Annotated in this window: 13 protein-coding genes; 3 read left to right on the top strand and 10 right to left on the bottom strand. The window is 65.6% G+C overall.

Going from position 1 to position 18,221, the window contains the following annotated elements:
- Positions 1-3 precede the first annotated feature (3 nt).
- From purB to V6584_RS02965, 3 genes are all read left to right on the top strand, one after another.
- The gene (purB, locus tag V6584_RS02975; RefSeq protein WP_340468941.1) at positions 4-1,449 is read left to right on the top strand and encodes an adenylosuccinate lyase; all 1,446 of its coding nucleotides are present in this window, start codon (positions 4-6) and stop codon (positions 1,447-1,449) included.
- Between the two features lie 24 nt (positions 1,450-1,473).
- Complete coding sequence (locus V6584_RS02970; RefSeq protein ID WP_340486178.1) at positions 1,474-3,981, top strand: lysylphosphatidylglycerol synthase transmembrane domain-containing protein; 2,508 nt, start codon at positions 1,474-1,476, stop codon at positions 3,979-3,981.
- A gap of 211 nt (positions 3,982-4,192) precedes the next feature.
- Positions 4,193-4,480 carry an HU family DNA-binding protein gene (locus V6584_RS02965; RefSeq protein ID WP_297316203.1) on the top strand — a complete coding sequence of 96 codons (288 nt, stop codon included), beginning with the start codon at positions 4,193-4,195 and terminating at the stop codon, positions 4,478-4,480.
- Between the two features lie 115 nt (positions 4,481-4,595).
- On the opposite strand, the gene V6584_RS02960 is transcribed toward V6584_RS02965, so the two are convergent.
- The 10 genes from V6584_RS02960 to carA all read right to left on the bottom strand — a co-directional run bounded on the left by V6584_RS02960 (position 4,596) and on the right by carA (position 18,180).
- Positions 4,596-5,429: an inositol monophosphatase family protein gene (locus V6584_RS02960; RefSeq protein ID WP_340468938.1), complete on the bottom strand. Its 834-nt coding sequence runs from the start codon at positions 5,427-5,429 to the stop codon at positions 4,596-4,598.
- Between the two features lie 278 nt (positions 5,430-5,707).
- Complete coding sequence (gene fmt / locus V6584_RS02955) at positions 5,708-6,682, bottom strand: methionyl-tRNA formyltransferase (RefSeq protein ID WP_340469716.1); 975 nt, start codon at positions 6,680-6,682, stop codon at positions 5,708-5,710.
- A 137-nt stretch (positions 6,683-6,819) separates the two neighbouring features.
- The gene (locus V6584_RS02950) at positions 6,820-7,497 is read right to left on the bottom strand and encodes an HAD family hydrolase (RefSeq protein WP_340469714.1); all 678 of its coding nucleotides are present in this window, start codon (positions 7,495-7,497) and stop codon (positions 6,820-6,822) included.
- Positions 7,498-7,676: 179 nt separating this feature from the next.
- On the bottom strand, positions 7,677-8,381 hold the full coding sequence (locus V6584_RS02945; protein WP_340468937.1) for an HAD family hydrolase: 705 nt from the start codon (positions 8,379-8,381) through the stop codon (positions 7,677-7,679).
- Positions 8,382-8,626: 245 nt separating this feature from the next.
- Complete coding sequence (locus tag V6584_RS02940; RefSeq protein ID WP_422678584.1) at positions 8,627-10,945, bottom strand: primosomal protein N' family DNA-binding protein; 2,319 nt, start codon at positions 10,943-10,945, stop codon at positions 8,627-8,629.
- A gap of 104 nt (positions 10,946-11,049) precedes the next feature.
- Complete coding sequence (metK, locus tag V6584_RS02935; protein WP_340468935.1) at positions 11,050-12,270, bottom strand: methionine adenosyltransferase; 1,221 nt, start codon at positions 12,268-12,270, stop codon at positions 11,050-11,052.
- Positions 12,271-12,347: 77 nt separating this feature from the next.
- Positions 12,348-12,635 carry a DNA-directed RNA polymerase subunit omega gene (rpoZ, locus tag V6584_RS02930; RefSeq protein WP_340468934.1) on the bottom strand — a complete coding sequence of 96 codons (288 nt, stop codon included), beginning with the start codon at positions 12,633-12,635 and terminating at the stop codon, positions 12,348-12,350.
- 129 nt (positions 12,636-12,764) lie between these two features.
- Positions 12,765-13,403 carry a guanylate kinase gene (gmk, locus tag V6584_RS02925; protein WP_340468933.1) on the bottom strand — a complete coding sequence of 213 codons (639 nt, stop codon included), beginning with the start codon at positions 13,401-13,403 and terminating at the stop codon, positions 12,765-12,767.
- A gap of 147 nt (positions 13,404-13,550) precedes the next feature.
- Positions 13,551-16,931, bottom strand: coding sequence for a carbamoyl-phosphate synthase large subunit (gene carB, locus V6584_RS02920; protein WP_340468932.1), 3,381 nt, complete (start codon positions 16,929-16,931; stop codon positions 13,551-13,553).
- On the bottom strand, positions 16,924-18,180 hold the full coding sequence (gene carA, locus V6584_RS02915) for a glutamine-hydrolyzing carbamoyl-phosphate synthase small subunit (protein WP_340468931.1): 1,257 nt from the start codon (positions 18,178-18,180) through the stop codon (positions 16,924-16,926). Before carA ends, carB begins: the two co-directional genes overlap by 8 nt.
- Between the last annotated feature and the right edge of the window lie 41 nt (positions 18,181-18,221).

The following is an 18,221-nucleotide window of genomic DNA, read 5'->3' as shown; positions in this document are numbered from 1 at the left end:
ACCATGAACCTGACCTCAATCACACCCCCCATCCCCCTCAACCCACTCGACGGGCGCTACCGCAGGCAGACCTCCCCCCTGGTGGACTTCCTGAGCGAGCCCGCCCTGAACCGGGAACGCATCAGGGTCGAGGTCGAATGGATGATCTTGCTGGCAAACGGCTGCGCCGAAAACGGCAAGAAACCCGTGCTGCCAGGTGTGAAGCCCCTTACCGATGCCGAGTTGGCCTATCTGAGGGCCCTGCCACAGGCCTTCGGCGATGAGGAGATCCAGGAACTGGCCGGGATAGAGGCCGTGACCCACCACGACGTCAAGGCGGTCGAATACTACATAGACCGCCGCCTGGAGACGGCCAGTGACGCACTGGGTGAGGATACCGGGCTGGGAGGGCTCAAGCCCCTGGTCCACTTCGCCTGCACAAGCGAGGACATCAACAACCTGGCATACGCCCGCTCCATCCGGGGGGCCGTACAGGAGGTCTGGCTGCCTGCCGTGCAGGCATTGACGGACCTCCTGTCTGACATGGCCGACCGGTACCGGGACCTCCCCCTCCTTGCCATGACCCACGGTCAGCCGGCCACCCCCACCACCCTGGGCAAGGAGATGGCCGTCTTTGTCCACAGGCTGGGCCGGCAGCTGGACAGGGTCCGTTCCCAGGAGTACCTGGGGAAGATCAACGGGGCCACAGGAACCTATGGGGCCCATCTCGCCGCAGCACCTGAGGTGGATTGGATCGGCCTGTCCCGCGTCTTCGTCACTGAACGCATGGGGCTGACCTGGAACCCCCTGACCACTCAGATCGAATCCCACGACTGGCAGGCCGAACTATACTCATCCATCAGTCACACAGGCAGGATCCTCCACAACCTGGCAACGGACATCTGGATGTACATCTCCCGTGGGGTCTTCGTCCAGGAACCCGTCAAGGGGGCCACCGGGTCAAGCACGATGCCCCACAAGGTCAACCCCATCCGCTTCGAGAACGCAGAAGCCAACCTGGAGATATCCTGTTCCCTCCTGGACACCCTGGCCGCGACCCTGAGCGAAACCCGCTGGCAGAGGGACCTGACGGACTCGACCACCCAGCGCAACATCGGGACCGGCCTGGGCTACAGCCTACTGGCCCTGGACAACCTGCACAGGGGGCTGGAGGCAATCCACCCCGACCGGGAGGCCATGGCCCGCGAGCTGGACAGGAACTGGGAGGTCCTCGGCGAACCTATACAGACCGCGATGAGGGCGGCCGCGCTGAGGGGCATCCCCGGTATGGACAATCCCTACGAGCGCGTCAAGGAACTCATGCGGGGCCACAGGATCGGCAAGGACGACGTGGAAGCCTTCATCGACGGCCTGGGGCTGGACCCCGAGACCACCTCCCGGTTGAAGGCCCTGACCCCCGCCACATACACCGGTGCCGCCGAGTCCCTGGTGGCATACGACTACAGGTGAAGCATGAGGTTCCCAGACAGACGGATGGAAGATTCAGGAAACGGGGCGGCCCGGAACCCGGAGGGCGCCGGGGAGGGGCAGGCCCCGGCGCAGGAGTCTGCCGGGAGGTCGCCTGAAATCGGACCCAAGGTCCTGGTGAAGGACACCCCTCCTGAGCGGGTCCATGACGCCGAAGACCTGCTCAGGGCGGGAGGCGCCTTCCTCCTGGGCGTTCTCATCACCCTGATAGCCGTCTACTTCAAGGGGACGGCCCAGGGGGTCGAGCACGACATGAGACAGGCCGGCCAGACCATGGACTGGCTGATGGACCTGCCCACCACCCTCCTCCAGCAGACGGTCACTGTGGGCGTGGTCCTCGCGGTCCTCATCCATCTCCTCCTGAATCGTGAGTGGATCCAATCCATCACCTCCGCCCTGGCCCTCTTCCTGGGCTATGGGGCGGTCCTGATCCTGTCCGACATCATCCTGCGTCTTCACAACACGGCGCTCATAGCGGCCTTCAGCTCCTCCAACACCATAGGGGCCACGGTCCTCCTGCCCGACATATACTCCGGCCTCGCCGCCTTCCTCAGTGCCGCCGGCCCCCGACGGATGCGCAGCACCGTCAAGTGGGGGTGGAACGCCCTGTATACGGTGGCGGTCATCATGGTCGTCATCTCCTCGAACTCCGCAAGCGGGGCCCTGGTCTCGCTCTGCCTGGGGCGGACGGTCGGGATGATAACCCGCTATCTGACCGGGACCCAGAGCAAGGGGGCCTGGGGGTCCGCCGTCGTACAGGCCCTGGAGGGGATCGGCATACACGTCACAAGCCTGATCAGGGATGAGCCCGAAACCCACGTCGACGGCCAGCCCACAAGGAGCCTGGACGATGACCTGATCGAGTCCTCGCGCATATACAGGGCCATCGATCGGCAGGGGGTCGCCTACACGGTCTCCGTGATGGACGGGCAGCTCCATACCGTGGGCTACCTGATGCAGCTCTGGCAGTGGATCAGGCTCTCGGGGGTCGCCATGCGCAGGGACAGGTCCGTCAGGGACTCCATGCAGCACCATATGGCCATGCTCGTAGAGCTCAGGGACCTGGGCCTGTCCGCCGTCCACCCGTACGGTCTGGCAGAGACGTCCGACTCCTCGATCCTGGTCCTCCATGACGACGTGCGTCTGGAGGCCGTGAAACCGGACGGCCTGGACGACGACCAGGTGGGGCAGCTCATGGAATACCTGAAACAGGCCAACCTGAGGGGTTACACCCACCGGAGGATCACGCCCGAGTGCATAGCCCGGGACGGCCAGGGACGGATGGTCATAGCCGGCTGGGAGAACGGCGACAGCGCCAGTTCGACGGCCAACGTGGCCCTGGACCGCATCCAGCTCCTGGCCCTCCTGGCCAGTGCCGTAGGCGTGGAGCGCACGATTTCAGTGGCCCGTCACGTCTGGGGGGACAAGACTCTGGCGGGAATCATGCCCTTCGTCCAGAGGGCCGCCATACCTGCCGGGACCCAGTCCCAACCGGACTGGAACAAGCAGGTCCTGGCGGACCTTCGCGCGGCCATCCATGCCCTGACCCCGCCTGAGACCGCGGACAGCACGCAGATGGTGACCCTCTCCCGGTTCTCCCTGCGCAGCTTCATCGCCCTGGTCCTCCTGGTCGTGGCCGTGGTGGTCGTCATCACCCAGCTGAACATGCAGCAGGTCATAGACGCCGTGACCAATGCCAACCCCTGGATGGCCGCCGTATGCTTCCTCCTGGGGACCATGGCATGGGTGGGGTGCGCCATCACCCTGGGCGTCTTCATCGACAAGGACAAGCGGAACCTGAAGGGGATTTTCCTTTCCCAGGTGGCCTCCAGCTTCACCTCGGTCTCGATGCCGGCCGGCGTGGGGCCCGCCTTCGTCAACCTCCAGTTCCTGCGCAAGAGCGGCTACAGCAGCACCATGGCCACGGCGATCATGAGCGCCGTTATCGCCGTCCAGTTCGCCGTCACCTTCATCCTCCTGATCACCATCGGCATCTTCACCGGACGCAACACCCTGTCAGGCATGATTCCCACCAACACCCTGGTCATCGTCATCGGGGTGGTGGCCATCCTGGCGGCCCTGGCCATGGCCATCCCCTATACCCGTCGCCTGGTCGTGGACCGTCTCCTCCCCCTTGTCTCCGCCTATGCCAGGCAACTGCTGGACATCCTCACCCGGCCCAGGCAGCTGGCCATCGCCTCCCTGGGGGGCCTGATCCAGAGCGTGGCGACGGGGTTGAGCTACTGGGCGGCCCTCCTGGCATTCGGCTGCAAGACCAACGCCTTCGAGACCGTCTTCGTCTTCCTCCTGGCCAACACACTGGGATCGGCGGTTCCGACACCTGGTGGCCTGGGTGCCGTCGAGGCGGCCCTCTTCTCGGCATTCCGCCTGACCGGCGTACCTTCGGCTGTGGCCATATCGGCCACGCTGGTCTACCGCCTGGCCACCTACTGGCTCCGCATCCCCCTGGGTGCCATGGCCATGCGCTGGCTGGGCCGCCACAACCTGATCTGACCCCAATATCCGCCCGGTCTGCCGGCCTGGTGGACCGGTCAAGGGGGGGCATCCTGGTCGAAATGTCACAAAATACCCCGCGAAACCCCCGAATAACCTAGAAAATAGCCCTCCCAATGCGGCATTTCGCCCCAATCTGCGCTAGTATCGGTCATTGACCGTTGGGTTTCCCGGCAAAGGAATGGGGAACCCCCGAAAGAAGGATGCTTCTATGGCATACAACAAATCTGATCTCGTCTCGAAGATCGCTCAGAAGTCTAACCTGACCAAGGCGCAGGCCGAGGCCGCCGTCAACGCCTTCCAGGATGTCTTCGTCGAGGCAATGAAGTCCGGCGAGGGCCTGAAGCTCACCGGCCTCTTCTCCGCTGAGCGCGTCAAGCGTGCCGCTCGTACCGGCCGCAACCCCCGCACCGGCGAGACCATCAAGATTCCGGCAAGCTATGGCGTCCGCATCTCCGCCGGTTCCCTGCTGAAGAAGGCCGTCTCCAACAAGAAGTGAACCAGATTTTCATGGAAGTGGCCCGCGCCCCAAGGGGGCGGGGCACTTCTGCATTCCACGGCCTGTGCAAGCCTGCCGCACACAGCCTGCGGCCCCGCCGGGCCTCCGGCAGCCATCAGGGCAGGAGATAACGGGTCAGGTCGTCCGTGATCAGGCCGTTGGTGGCCATCACGTCATTGCTGTCATCCCAGCGCACATGGTCTCCGTTCCACCTGGACAGCTTCCCCTTGGCCTCGCGGACCACAACGGCCGCAGCGGACACGGCCGGGATGTCCCAGGAGTGCAGCATGGGTTCGAAGTAGGCATCATAACTGCCGTCCGCCACCCTGCACAGGTCGAGGGAGGTGGGGCCCACACGCTTGATGTCGGCGGGCTTGCCGGCCATTTCCGCAACGATCTTCAGGGCATTCACCGACTCCTGGGGGAAGTATGACATGCCGAAGCTGACCACTGCCCCTTCCAGGGACCGCATGGTCGAGGGCATGATCTTCTCGCGTTTGTCTCCCACCATGGTCCGTCGGATCCTGATTGCCCCCTCCCCTTTGGCCGCCAGATAGGTGGAGCCCAGCACCGGGGCGTGGACGATGCCGAGGACCGGCGAGGCGTGGCCGGTCTCATCCACCTGGAAGAGGGAGATGGTGACGGTCCACTCCGCCATGTTCCTCACATAGTTGATGGCCCCGTCGATGTGGCCCACGCACCAGTAGCGGCCGCCTGGTCTGCGGTTGCCCGCCTCCTCCTCCCAGAAGCCGTCGAAGGGCTCCAGCTTGAGGATCTTGGTCCGGCAGTAATGGATCAGCCTGTCATCGATGCCGGAGGTGAACTGGTTGCCCCCGCCTATACCCGACGTGCTGCGAGGGTCATGGGGGTTGATCTGATCCTGGAGGGCATGACGACCCGCCTCTATTGCGATGGTGGCGACCTCCATGGCCAAATCTCTCAATTCCATGAGTCTCCTCTCTCCTCCGTCCTTCCGGTGTGCCACCACAGGTTGCGGGTCCGCACAGCGTCCACATCCCGGCGCAGCGCCACCGCCCATTGGAAGCGGTGGCGGGCCGGGACGCAGTCAGACGAAGCGGCCACGGCCGGGCATCCTTGCGAGGCGCCTACGGCACCTCGTCCATTACCCAGCAGTATATTCCACCCCGGGTGCCACCCCGTGACCTGGCGTGCAAACTTCCTGGGAATGTACCAAGTCCTCACACCTGCCTCATGCGGCCCGTGGGGTCAGCCGCACCAGGCATCGTCTGCCAGGCGCGCCCCACGGGCCCAGTCGGCCGCCTTCATGGCCTTCTTGCCTGCCGGTTTCACCTCCAGGAGCTCCAGGGGGTTGGACTTCGTCCCCACCCAGACCTGTCTCTTGGTCCTGGCCAGCCTTCCGGCGGGCAGGTCGCGGGGGGCTGCCCGGTCGTCGGCCGGAAGGGGTCTGGCCCGGAGGACATGAAGGACCAGGCCGGTGTCATCACGGCCGCCCTCGGCATGGAGGAGGCACCAGGCCCCCGGTTCCGGAGTGCAGGCCCTGATCTGCCGGTCTGCGGCGAATGCGGGGACATCGAATCGTATGTGGGCGTCTTCCCCTGTGATCTTCCTGGCGACCTCGTAGGCTCCCGGACTCTGGGGGACCAGGCGGGCCCTCCCCTCCCCGACGGCCTCCAAGCTGGCGGCCAGGAGGCGGGACCCGTCTTGTGCCAGACGGTCCAGGAGCTGGCCTGCGTTCTCGTCCGGTCCGATCTCCACCGTCGACTGGGAGAGGATGGGCCCCTCATCCATCCCCTTGGTCAGGCGGAAGACCGTGGCACCTGTGACGGTGTCGCCGGACCAGATGGACCGTTGCACCGGGGCCGCCCCCCTCCACTGGGGAAGGAGGGAGAAATGGAGGTTGTACCATCCACCCTCCAGGGCGTCCAGAACCGGCTGGCGCAGTATTCTCCCATAGGCGACGACCGCCGCGTAACGGGCGCCTGTGGCCTTGACCACATCAGGGAAGGAGGGGTCGCTGGGGTCCGATTCCAATACGGGCAGGCCCAGCCGGAGGGCGGCCTCCTTGACCGGGCTTGGCATCAGCCGCCGGCCCCGCCCGCTGGGGGCGTCGGGCCTGGTCAGGACCGAGACCACCTCGAAGTGTTCCCTGTCTCCCGCCAGGAGCTCCAGGGAGGGTAGGGCGACCTCAGGGGTGCCGGCGAACAGGACCTTCATGACCATTTTTCCTCGTTTCATCACTTCCGAATCGCATCCCATGCGGATTGCGTTCTCTCTTTGACGGGCAGCCCATCGCCGGAGCCCGTCCCGCCGTCGGTCTCGCAGTCGGCCGGCCTCACGGCCAGCCGGCCTGATGGCTGTCAGGCCGCCTCCGGACCGCAGGCCACCTGCGGGATGTCCAGCCCCAGACCAATCAGGGCGGTACGGAGGAGGTAGGGATCGGTGAACCGGATCCCCCGGATGCCGACCTTGTTGGCCCCCTCCACGTTGACGGCCATGTCATCGACGAAGACGCAGCCCCCAGCATCGATGCCGAACTTCCCCAGGGCGTATTCGAAGATGGCAGGGTCGGGCTTGCGCATGCGGACGCGGCCGGAGACCACGAACCCATCCAGGGTGTGCAGGATGGGGCTGCGTTCCCAGGTAAGCGGGAAGAGCTGGGCCGACCAGTTCGACAGGCCCCACACCCCGATGCCGGCCGCCTTGAGGTCCTCGATCAGCTTGCGTGCGCCAGGCACAGGGCCGGCCAGGGCATCCTCGAAGTTGGAACAGTAACAGGCGAACATCTCATCCCAGGGGGACCCCTTGTGCTCCCTGACCCATTCCAGGGCCTCCTCACAGGAGGCCCCTGCATCCAGGAGGTCGTCCCCGTCGAAGAAACCTGATCGGCCGTTGTCCAGCATGGCCTCTATCGAGAGACGGGAATACCTGCCGGCCAGGGCCTGGCCGGGCAGCCAGCGAATGAGCACATTGCCGAAGTCGAAGATGACATTGCCCACCGGCAGGCCGACCGCCTTCGAGGCGGCACCGCCCGCCATGACCTCCTGCACCCCCTGCTGCGAACCCTCAGGGGCGACGGGCCTGTGTCCACCTGCAACTTCCTCGCTCATGAAACCACCTTATCTTCGTATGCAACGGATCATCCTCCGCAGCCGCCAGGCCAGGACCACCGCCCGGGAAGGCCGGTTCCGGCGGGCCGGAAGGGGACGGCCTTCCCTCAGATGAGCGGGGGGATCCCGATTCCCGCTCCGATCAGGGTATCGCGCAGCCTGTCCGGATCGGTGAACCTGTACCCGCGGATCCCGGCCTTGTTCGCTCCGACCACATTCATCCCCTTGTCGTCGACGAAGAGGCAGCCATCCGCTCCGACTCCGAACCGGTCCAGGGCGTACTTGAAGATGACCGGGTCGGGCTTGCGCATGTGAATGGGGCCGGACACGACAAGACCATCCAGGCCATGCAGGATGGGAAAGCGCCTCCAGGCAATGGGAAAGAGCTCGCTGCCCCAGTTCGACAGGCCCCAGACCCCGATCCCCGCAGCCTTCAGATCACCCACCAGCTTGCGGGCGCCAGGCACCGGACCGTCCAGGGAGTCCTGGAAGTTGGCGCAATAGTAAGAGAACATCTCATCCCAGGGGGACCCCTTGTGCTCCCTGACCCATTCCAGGGCCTGGGCGCAGGTGCCTCCCCCGTCCATGATGTCATTGGCATCGAAGAAACCGGAGCGGTCATTGTCCAGCATGGCCTCGATGGCCTGAGACGAGTAGCGGCCGATCATGGCCGTCTCCGGTTTCCAGTAGATGAGGACGTTGCCGAAGTCGAAGATGACGTTCTTGATGGGGAGGTCCCTGACACAGGTCGCCGCCTCGTCACTCAGGATGATGTCCGGTGTCACATCGACCTCGCCTCGCCAGCCCTTCATAGGTCTCCTTCCCTTCCACGGACCGTGACCCGCGGAACGACCCGCCCCGGCAAACTCTCCGCGCCGGTCTGAATACGCCGTCCAATGCAACCATGGAACCATGCCGCCTCGACCCTGGCCGCCGCCGGGCCCGCCCCAAAGGGACCGCGATCAGGTCCGCAAGGTCCCGGACCGGCGCCCGCGAAGACATGCCGGCCGGGAGGGCTTGGCAGGGAAGAGGGTTGCGGGCGGATGGGTCCGCCGGGTCAGGTGAGGTCTTTGGGGTCCACATGGAAATGGAGCTCCCCCCTCCCCCTGCCCGCCACATATTTGGCCTGGCTGGCCTTCAGCCGCAGGGCCATCTCGTCCCTGCGGACCGGGGGGACCCTGACCAGGGCGCGGACCCTGTCCGCCGTCTGGACCAGTATGCGGTTCGACAGGGTCTTGGGAGGGGCTATCGGCACCGGCCCAAGGGTGGCGGGGACCTCGCCCTCGGCGGTCTCAAGAAGGGCATAGTCCCCGTCCAAGGCCCCCGCCTCCTGGAGGACCTGCATGACCGCATCCCTCCTGCCCCATACGGTGGCTGCTGCACAGGCGGGCGGGAAACCCATCTGTCTGCGGTCGTCCAGCTCTGCACGGGCCAGCAGGGAGGGGTTCCAGGTCATCAGGGACTGTGCCAGGAGGGGGAAGGTCTCACCGAGGATGAGGACCTGACCGCCGTCCGATCGTGGCAGGCAGAGACCCGCCACCCTCATCCATGCGGTCAGGGTGTCCAGGCTGGCATCGACGCCCTGGCTGTACAGGCTGGTCCATGCATCGAGTATGGCCACGGCCCGGTAGCCGGCACCCTCATTCCCATCGGCCCCGGGACGCACCCTGGGTTCGGATCCGGGCGTGGCGATCACCAGGGCAGGCCTGTCCTCTATGGTTTCCACGATCCCACGCGGCTGTGAGGCAGAGGAGATCACAATCGGGACATTACGGAAGAGGAGCTGGAGCTCCCGGGCCGTACCGGCGGCCCCCACCCTGATCGCCCTCATCCTGGTCTTTCCGCAGCCGGGGCATACCCAGTCAACGGCCGGTGCCCCGCACCAAGCGCAGCGTGGGGCCGCATTCCCCCCGGTCACCTGGAGGGGGCCGGTGCAACGCCGACAGCGGGCCTGCCGGTGGCAGAAGGCGCAGCTCATGGTCTCCCCCACCCCGTCCTGGGGGATGGAGAGGAGGACGGGGCCAGAATTCAGGGCCTTGGTCAGTACGGCGACCGCCGTGTGCGGGACCCTGGCCCCGACGGTCGCATCTGCCAGTCTCATGAGCTCGTCACGGTTGAGCCACCGGACCCAGGGCATCCGGTCGGCCAGCCCTGCCCGGGCCGGCACCAGCTCACCGGCAGGCCCGGTCACCCCTGAACCGACCTCGAGGGCATCGGGGCCACACTCCCACTGTGACCGGACGCTGCGGGACTGGCCCAGGGCCATGAATACGCCGCCATGTGCCCTGGCCCTCAGTCTGAGCACACCACGGGCGTTGGCGTAGGGCATCTTCCCGTCCGCATACTGGTAAGAAGCATCATCCATGAGGGCAAAGAGGGCAGGCCCCTCCACGGGGGCGTACATGGCCGCCCTGAGCCCTATGACACAACGAACCTGGCCGCAGGCCACAGCCAGGTAGGCCCGGTAGCGGTCGGCCGGCGGCATGGAAGAACCCAGTATTGCGAAGTCCCCGGTCCACCCGGGCGCGGCCTGGCCGGTGCCCGCTGCCGTATCGGGCGAAAAAGGCCTCATGCCCAGGGCCTGGAGGGCGGCAGACAGGCGGGCGACCTGCCGCATGTCCGGCAGTACGCAGATGGCCGACCGGCCGTCCAGGAGGGCCCTGGCCAGGACCCATGCCGTCATCGACCACCGTTGCCCTGGCCCCGGCAGAAGGCCGACCACCCAGGAAGAGAAGCCCGTACCCTCCAAGGCCTCCCCCAGCCGGGTCAGGTCAGGATAAGCATCCGCCAGCCCCTCCTCCGCCCTGCGGACTGAGGCATCCAGGGCAGCCACCCAGTCCAGGTCGGAAGCCAGGCGTGGCTGGCCGGCGACCAACCCCTGCTCCCTGTCGACCTTGGCCACCCGGGGGGGTACGGCCATCCGCAGGACGTTGGCCTCGGTCCCCCCATAGGCGCTGGCGATGGAGGCGATGTCCTCCCGCATGGAGTCTGACACGACCACATGGGGGCTGAGGATCTGTTCCAGGTAGCGCAGGGCCGAGACGGGCACCTGGCTGGAGGGCCGTCGGTCCCATATGATGCCGGTCACCCGCTGGCTGCCGAAATGGACCCTGACCGGGACACCGGGCTGGGCCCTCTTGTCCTGCCTGGCATCGACCAGGTAGTCGAAGGTCCCCCCCAGATGTGTGGCCTGCACATCAAGGACCACCTGGGCTATGGGGAGGTCGGGGGCCGGCGTGTGCAGGGGCTCGGCCTTGGCCGTCCGCTTCCTGCGTCGGGCAGGCCGGACCGTCAGGCCGTCGAGGGCCGGCTGCTGCACATCCTGGTCCACCTGGTCGGTCTCCTTCCCCGTGTTTCCTCTCCCTGCCCACGGCATGGTCTGAAAAGGCCGCGTGCCCCTCCCTGCCGACAGCAGGCAGGAAGGGGCACCACGGCCTTGGTTGAATCTGCGGACCGCCCCGTCCGGGCGGTCCCGGCCCGTCAACGGGCCACAGCGACCGCAGCCTTCAGCTCGCCGACCTTGTCGACATTCTCCCAGGTGAAGTCCGGGTCATTACGGCCGAAGTGCCCGTATGCCGCCGTCTTCGAATAGATGGGCCTGAGGAGGTCGAGCTCGTCGATGATGGCAGCCGGACGCAGGTCGAAGACCTTGCGGACGGCCTCCTGAATCTGGTCCCTGGTGGCCCCCTGCTCGGTCCCATAGGTCTCGACGTTCACGCTGACCGGGTCGGCCACGCCTATGGCGTAGGCCACCTGGACCTCCACCTTGTGGGCCAGGCCCGCGGCGACGATGTTCTTGGCGACCCAGCGGGCGGCGTATGCGGCGGAACGGTCCACCTTGCTGGGATCCTTTCCGGAGAAGGCGCCGCCGCCATGGTGGGCGGCACCGCCGTATGTATCGACGATGATCTTGCGCCCCGTCAGACCGGCATCGGCCGCCGGGCCGCCCAGGACGAAGGAACCTGTGGGGTTGACCAGGATCCGGTAGCCCTCATGCTCCACGGCTTCCCCGCAGACCTCGTCCAGGACCGGGTTGATCACATGCTCCACAAGCTGCGCCTGAAGCCAGTCATGACTGGCCTCAGGGTCATGCTGGGTGGAGATGAGGACCGTGTCCACACGTAGGGGGCGATCATTCTCGTCGTACTCGATGGTCACCTGGGTCTTCCCGTCGGGGCGAAGGTGGGGCACAATCCCCTCCTTGCGGACCTGGGCCAGGCGGAAGGCCAGACGATGCGCCAGATGGATGGGCAGGGGCATGAGCTCATCCGTCTCGTCGCAGGCGTAACCGAACATGACACCCTGGTCGCCGGCCCCCTGGGCCTCGTAGCGCTCCTCACGGGTGGCTGCGCTCTCCTGGCTTTCGCTGAGGCGATCCACCCCCTGGTTGATCTCCGAGCTCTGCTCGCTGATGGAGACCATGACCCCGCAGGAGTCTGCGTCAAGACCTATCTCCGAGGATGTGTAACCGATACGGCGAAGGACCGAGCGGACCTGACGCTGTATGTCCGTGTAGCCCTGGGAGGTCACCTCGCCGAACACGAAGAACTGACCCGTGGCGGCCGAGGTCTCCACGGCCACGTGGGAGTGTGGATCCTGGGCTATGAGGTCGTCCAGGATGGCATCTGATATCTGGTCGCAGATCTTGTCGGGGTGGCCCTCAGTCACCGATTCCGCAGTGATCAGTCGTCGCTCTGTCATACTTCTCCACCTTTTCAATGATGCGCGACCACGTGATCAGCCTCGGGCGGCCGTGCCTATGGAACCGGAAGGTCCGGTCAGTTCCCCTCGCTCAGGTCGTCCTCGCCCAGGGTCTCCTCCAAGAGGCCCTCGTTGATCTCCCTGAAGGCGATGGACAGGGGCTTCTCCTGGTTCTGATACTCCACCAGGGGGCCCACGTTCTGCAACAGTCCCTCATTGAGCTGGGTGAAGTAGGAGTTGATCTGACGGGCCCGCTTGGCGGCGAAGATGGACAGCGCGTACTTGGAATCCGCGTGCTGCATCAGGTCGTCGATGGGAGGGTCGGCAAGGCCCTGAGGATGAGGATCGGTACCGAATGATGTCATATGTGAGGTCTCCAATGCAATGCATGAATCAATCGTTCAAACAGGGCCAAGTCTACCGCCCGGGCTCGATTTTCGCGTGACCTGTAAGCCCTGGGAACACAGGAGGGGCCGGACGGGGGCCGCCTGGCATCAGTCCAGGTCGTACTCCTTGCGGATGACCTGCCAGAGGGCATCGGCCGCCCGTTCGACGTCGTCGTTGACGATGACCACGTCGAACTCTTTCTCGGAGGCCAATTCCACCTTGGCGGTCTCCAGCCTTCTCCGGCGCTGCTCCTCGTTTTCGGTCCCCCGCTTGGCCAGACGGCGGATGAGGTCGTCGAAACTGGGCGGGGCCAGGAAGACGTAGACCACGTCCAGGCCCAGTTCGCCCGCCCTCTGGCGGACCCTGTGGGCCCCTTGCAGGTCGATCTCCAGAATCGTGGGGACACCCTGGGCCATGTGCTCCAATACCGGCTTCAGGGGGGTGGCGTAGTGGGACATGCCATGGACCAGGGCGCTCTCCAGGAAGTCGCCGGCCCGGTCGCGGCGGGCGAACTCCGCCTCGTCCATGAACCAGTATGTGATCCCGTCCTTTTCTCCCGGACGGGGGGCACGGGTCGTGGCCGATACGGACACCCACACCTCCGGGTGCCGCGAGCGCAGGGCCGCCTCCACCGTTCCCTTGCCCACGGCCGTGGGGCCGGTCAGAACGACCAGCCTGCGCCTGCCGCCTGCCCCTCCTGCCTGCCTGGAACCGGCAGTTGGATTGGGTTCAGCGATCGCGCTCATGTATGCACCTTTCCTGACTGACCCGGCCGGACCCTCCCGGAAGGTCCCCGCGACCGGCCCTCCGGAATGTCCGGGGGCCGGAGGGACCCGTCCCGTCCGACCGCGCAATAGGTCAACTTTACAGCAAGACGGTGTCAGGGCGCGTCATCAGCCCTCCCTGCTCTCCAGGCTGAGGACCTCCTGGGCCCTCTCCTGGATGCTGCGGACCTCATAGTCCCCCTCCTTGACGGCATCGATGGCCATCAGGGCGGCGGAGAACTCTGTCATGGTGGTGAACTGCGGTATGTCAGCGGCGATGGAGGCCACCCTGATCAGGTAGCCGTCGGAGCGTGAGTCTCGTGAGGACGGCGTGTTGAGGACCATGTCGATTTTCCCGTCCTCGATCAGTTCCACCGGGTTCCTCCCTATCCACCTGACCCCGTCTGCATCCACTCCGGCCCTGGCCTGTCCTGCTTCTGGATCGGTGATCTTGTCGACCACGCCCACGTCTATGCCATAGCGACGCAGGACGGAGGCCGTGCCGCCCGTGGCGCAGATCTCGAAGCCCAGCTCCTTGAGCCTGGCGGCTATCATGGGCAGTTGGCGCTTGTCACCGTCGTTGACCGAAAGGAAGACGACACCCCCTGTGGGGAGCCCTCCCTGATAGGCGGCCAACTGGCTCTTGGCGAAGGCGTGGGGGAAGTCCCTGTCGAACCCCATGACCTCTCCTGTGGAACGCATCTCCGGACCCAGAAGGATGTCGACCGTCCGGCCCAGGGGAGTGCGGAAGCGCTTGAATGGAAGGACCGACTCCTTGACGGCCACGGGCTGGCCGATGCGGACCGACCCACCGTCGTGGGCGGGCAGGAGGAGGCCACTGGCCCGCTGGTCGGCCACTGTCTGCCCCACCATGATCCTGGCGGCCGCCTTGGCCAGGGCCGTTCCGGTGGCCTTGGAGGCGAAGGGGACGGTCCTGGAGGCCCGGGGGTTGGCCTCTATCACGTAGAGCGTGTTGGCCATGAAGGCGTACTGCACGTTGATCAACCCCCGGACCCCGCAGCCCTGGGCAATTGAATAGGTGGCCTGACGGAGCCGCCGGATCTGGTCGTCGGACAGGGTGGAGGGGGGCAGGGTGCAGGCCGCGTCGCCCGAGTGGACGCCGGCCTCCTGCACGTGCTCCATGATCCCGCCGATGTACAGTTCCTCCCCGTCGAAGAGGGCGTCCACGTCTATCTCGATTGCGTCCTGGAGGAACTTGTCGATCAGGAGCGGAGAGGGCAGACGGCCGGAGACCACGGTGTCCGCGCGGGCCTCCTCCAGGGCCCGGTTGACATAGGTGGCCAGCTGGTCGTCGTCGAAGACGATCTCCATCCCCCTGCCGCCCAGGACATAGGATGGGCGCACCAGGACGGGGTATCCGATGGACCGGGCGGCCATGCGGGCCTCATCCAGGGAGTGGGCCGTGCCGTAACGGGGGGCGTTGAGGCCCTCCTTCTTGAGCACCTGGCCGAAGAGCTCCCGGTTCTCCGCCATGTCGATCGACTCGGGGCTGGTCCCCAGGATGGGGACGCCTGCCTCTTTGAGCCTGGCGGCCAGGGAGAGGGGGGTTTGACCGCCCAGCTGGACGATGACGCCCTTGACCGGCCCCATCTTCTTCTCGGCCTGGTATATCTCCAGGACGTCCTCGAAGGTGAGGGGTTCGAAATACAGCCTGTCCGACATGTCATAATCGGTGGATACGGTCTCGGGATTGCAGTTGACCATGATCGTGTCATAGTCCTTGCCCAGCTCCTGGACCGCGTGGACGCAGGTGTAGTCGAACTCGACCCCCTGCCCGATCCTGTTGGGGCCGGACCCCAGGATGATCACCGCCTCCCGGTCCCTGGGCCTGAGTTCGGACTCGTCGGCATAGCAGGAGTAGTAGTAGGGCGTGACCGCGTCGAATTCCGCCGCGCAGGTGTCGACGGTCTTGTAGACCGGGCGGATGCCGAAGGCCCAGCGCAGCTCGCGAACGACCGCCTCCCCCTGATCGCCCATCCCGCGCAGGTGGGCGATCTGCAAATCGCTCAGTCCCGCCTTCTTGGCCCGACGCAGCAGGTCTTCGTCCAGGACCTCCGACCTGCGCACGGCCATGGCGAGATCGTTGATCAGGCGGATCTGCTCCAGGAACCAGGGGTCGATCCTGGTGGCCTCGTGGATCCGATCGACTGTGGCACCTCCCCAGATGGCCCGTTGGATCTGCAGGTACCGATGCTCGGTGGGGGTGTGCATGAGCTCCAGGAGGCGGTCCACCTCGGCCTGGCCGGGCCGGGGCCCGTCCCAGTTGAAGGTCATGTGCCGCTTGTCGATGGAACGCATGGCCTTGCCCAGGGACTCCTGGAAGTTCCCCGCCAGGGCCATGGCCTCCCCCACCGACTTCATGGAGGTGGTCAGGGTGGTGTCGGCCCCGGGAAACTTCTCGAAGGCGAAACGGGGGATCTTGGTCACCACGTAGTCGATTGTGGGCTCGAAGGAGGCCGGGGTCGACCTGGTGATATCGTTCTCGATCTCATCGAGGGTGTAGCCCAGGGCCAGTTTGGTGGCTATCTTGGCGATGGGAAAGCCTGTGGCCTTGGAGGCCAGGGCGGAGGAACGCGAGACGCGGGGGTTCATCTCGATCACGATGATCCGCCCGTTGTCCGGGTTGACGGCGAATTGGATGTTGCAGCCGCCCGTGTCTACGCCCACCCCGCGGATGATGGCGATGCCGATGTCGCGCATCCGCTGGTACTCCCGGTCGGTCAGGGTGAAGACCGGGGCCACCGTGATGGAATCACCCGTGTGGACCCCCACGGGATCGACGTTTTCAATCGGGCAGACGACGACCACGTTGTCCTTGCGGTCGCGCATGAGCTCGAGCTCATACTCCTTCCAGCCCTCGATCCCCTCCTCGAGGAGGATCTCGTCCGTCGGGGAGTAATGCAGGCCGGCACCCGCTATCCTGTGGAGTTCATCCGCATCATGGGCTATCCCCGACCCAAGACCCCCCATCGTGAAACTGGGACGGACCACCAGGGGGTAGCCCAGCTCATCGGCCACGGCCTCGGCCTCGGCCATGGAGTGGGCGATGCGGGACTTGGCCGACTCGGCGCCTGCCCCCTCCACCACCTGTTTGAAGAGCTCACGGTCCTCCCCCCTGTCGATGGCCTCGAGGGAAGCGCCGATAAGCTCAACCTGGTACTTCTCCAGGACACCGGCCTGGCCCAGATCCATGGCCGCGTTCAGGGCCGTCTGCCCGCCCAGGGTGGGGAGGAGGGCATCCGGTCGCTCCTTGGCTATGACCTTTTCCAGGAAGGGGACAGTGATGGGTTCGATGTAGGTGGCATCCGCCATCTCCGGATCGGTCATTATGGTGGCCGGATTGGAGTTGACAAGGATGACCCTGATCCCCTCCTCCTTGAGCACTCGGCAGGCCTGGGTGCCGGAATAATCGAACTCTGCCGCCTGCCCGATCACGATCGGACCCGACCCTATGACCATCACCGAATGGATGTCCTGACGCCTAGGCATGCGCTCCCCCTTCCATGGTGGCCCCCTCGGACCTTGCAGGCCTTGCACCCTTCATCATGTCAATGAAACGATCGAACAGGTAGGAGGCATCGTGGGGGCCGGCGGCCGCCTCCGGGTGGTATTGGACGGAGAAGGCGGGGATGTCGAGACACTGCAGTCCCTCCACCACCCTGTCGTTCAGGTCCACATGCGACACCCTCACCCGGCCGTAACGTCCACCCGCAAAGGGGGCCAGGACCGGCTGCCCGATGGGGGCGGCGACGGCGAACCCGTGGTTGTGGGCGGTTATCTCCACCTTCCCGGTGGTCAGGTCCTTGACAGGCTGGTTGATGCCCCGATGGCCGAACTTCAGCTTGTAGGTCTCGAAGCCCAGTGCCCGCCCCAGGAGCTGGTTGCCCAGGCAGATTCCGAAGAAGGGCAGGCCTGCATCCAGCACCTGGCGGAGGAGATCCACCTCCCCGTCGGCCGTGGAAGGGTCGCCGGGGCCGTTGGAGAAGAAGACCCCATCAGGGCCGAGGGCCGTGATCTCTTCGAGGCTGGTGCCCAGAGGGAGCACGTGGACCCTGCAGCCCCGTTCGGCCAGACGGTGCGGGGTCATGGATTTGATGCCCAGATCGAGGGCGGCGACCGTGCAGACGGGCTCCCGGCCTTGGCAGGGGCCGCATGGCTCGATGGTGTAGACCCTGTCGGTGCTGACCTCACCGGTCAGGTGGGAACCGCTCATCATCGGGGCGGCCTGCACCCGGTCGAGCATGTCCTGCAGGGAGAGGGGCCTGCGATCGGCCCCAAGGAGTCCTTCGGCACCTGAAAAAATACCGGCCCGCATGACCCCTGCGGAACGCAGGTGCCTTACGAGCCGGCGTGTGTCGATCCCCTTGATGCCGACGATGCCTTGATCGACCAATTGGTCTTGCAGGGAACCGTCGGCCCGCCAATTGCTGACGTTGGGACTTGACTCCCGGACCACATAGCCACAGACCCAGATCCTGGACGATTCAGCGTCCTCCTGATTGACCCCCGTATCCCCTATGTGCGGGAAGGTCTGCACCACTATCTGCCTGTCATAACTGGGATCGGTCAGTGTTTCCTGGTAGCCGGTCATCCCAGTCGTGAAAACTATCTCACCCATCGTCGAGCCGGTTGCGCCGAATACCTCGCCCGAATACACTTCCCCGTCCTCCAGGATCAGGACGGCTTGTTTCGGGAAACGGCTATCGGCGGCAATGGCGTTGGTGTCCTTCAGGTTCACCGAGCCCCCTTGACGTCTGCGGATATTCGAGGCAATCCTAG

It is taken from the genome of Bifidobacterium favimelis (assembly GCF_037963085.1).
Lineage (GTDB): Bacteria > Actinomycetota > Actinomycetes > Actinomycetales > Bifidobacteriaceae > Bombiscardovia > Bombiscardovia favimelis.
This window is presented reverse-complemented; position numbering and strand designations above follow the sequence as displayed.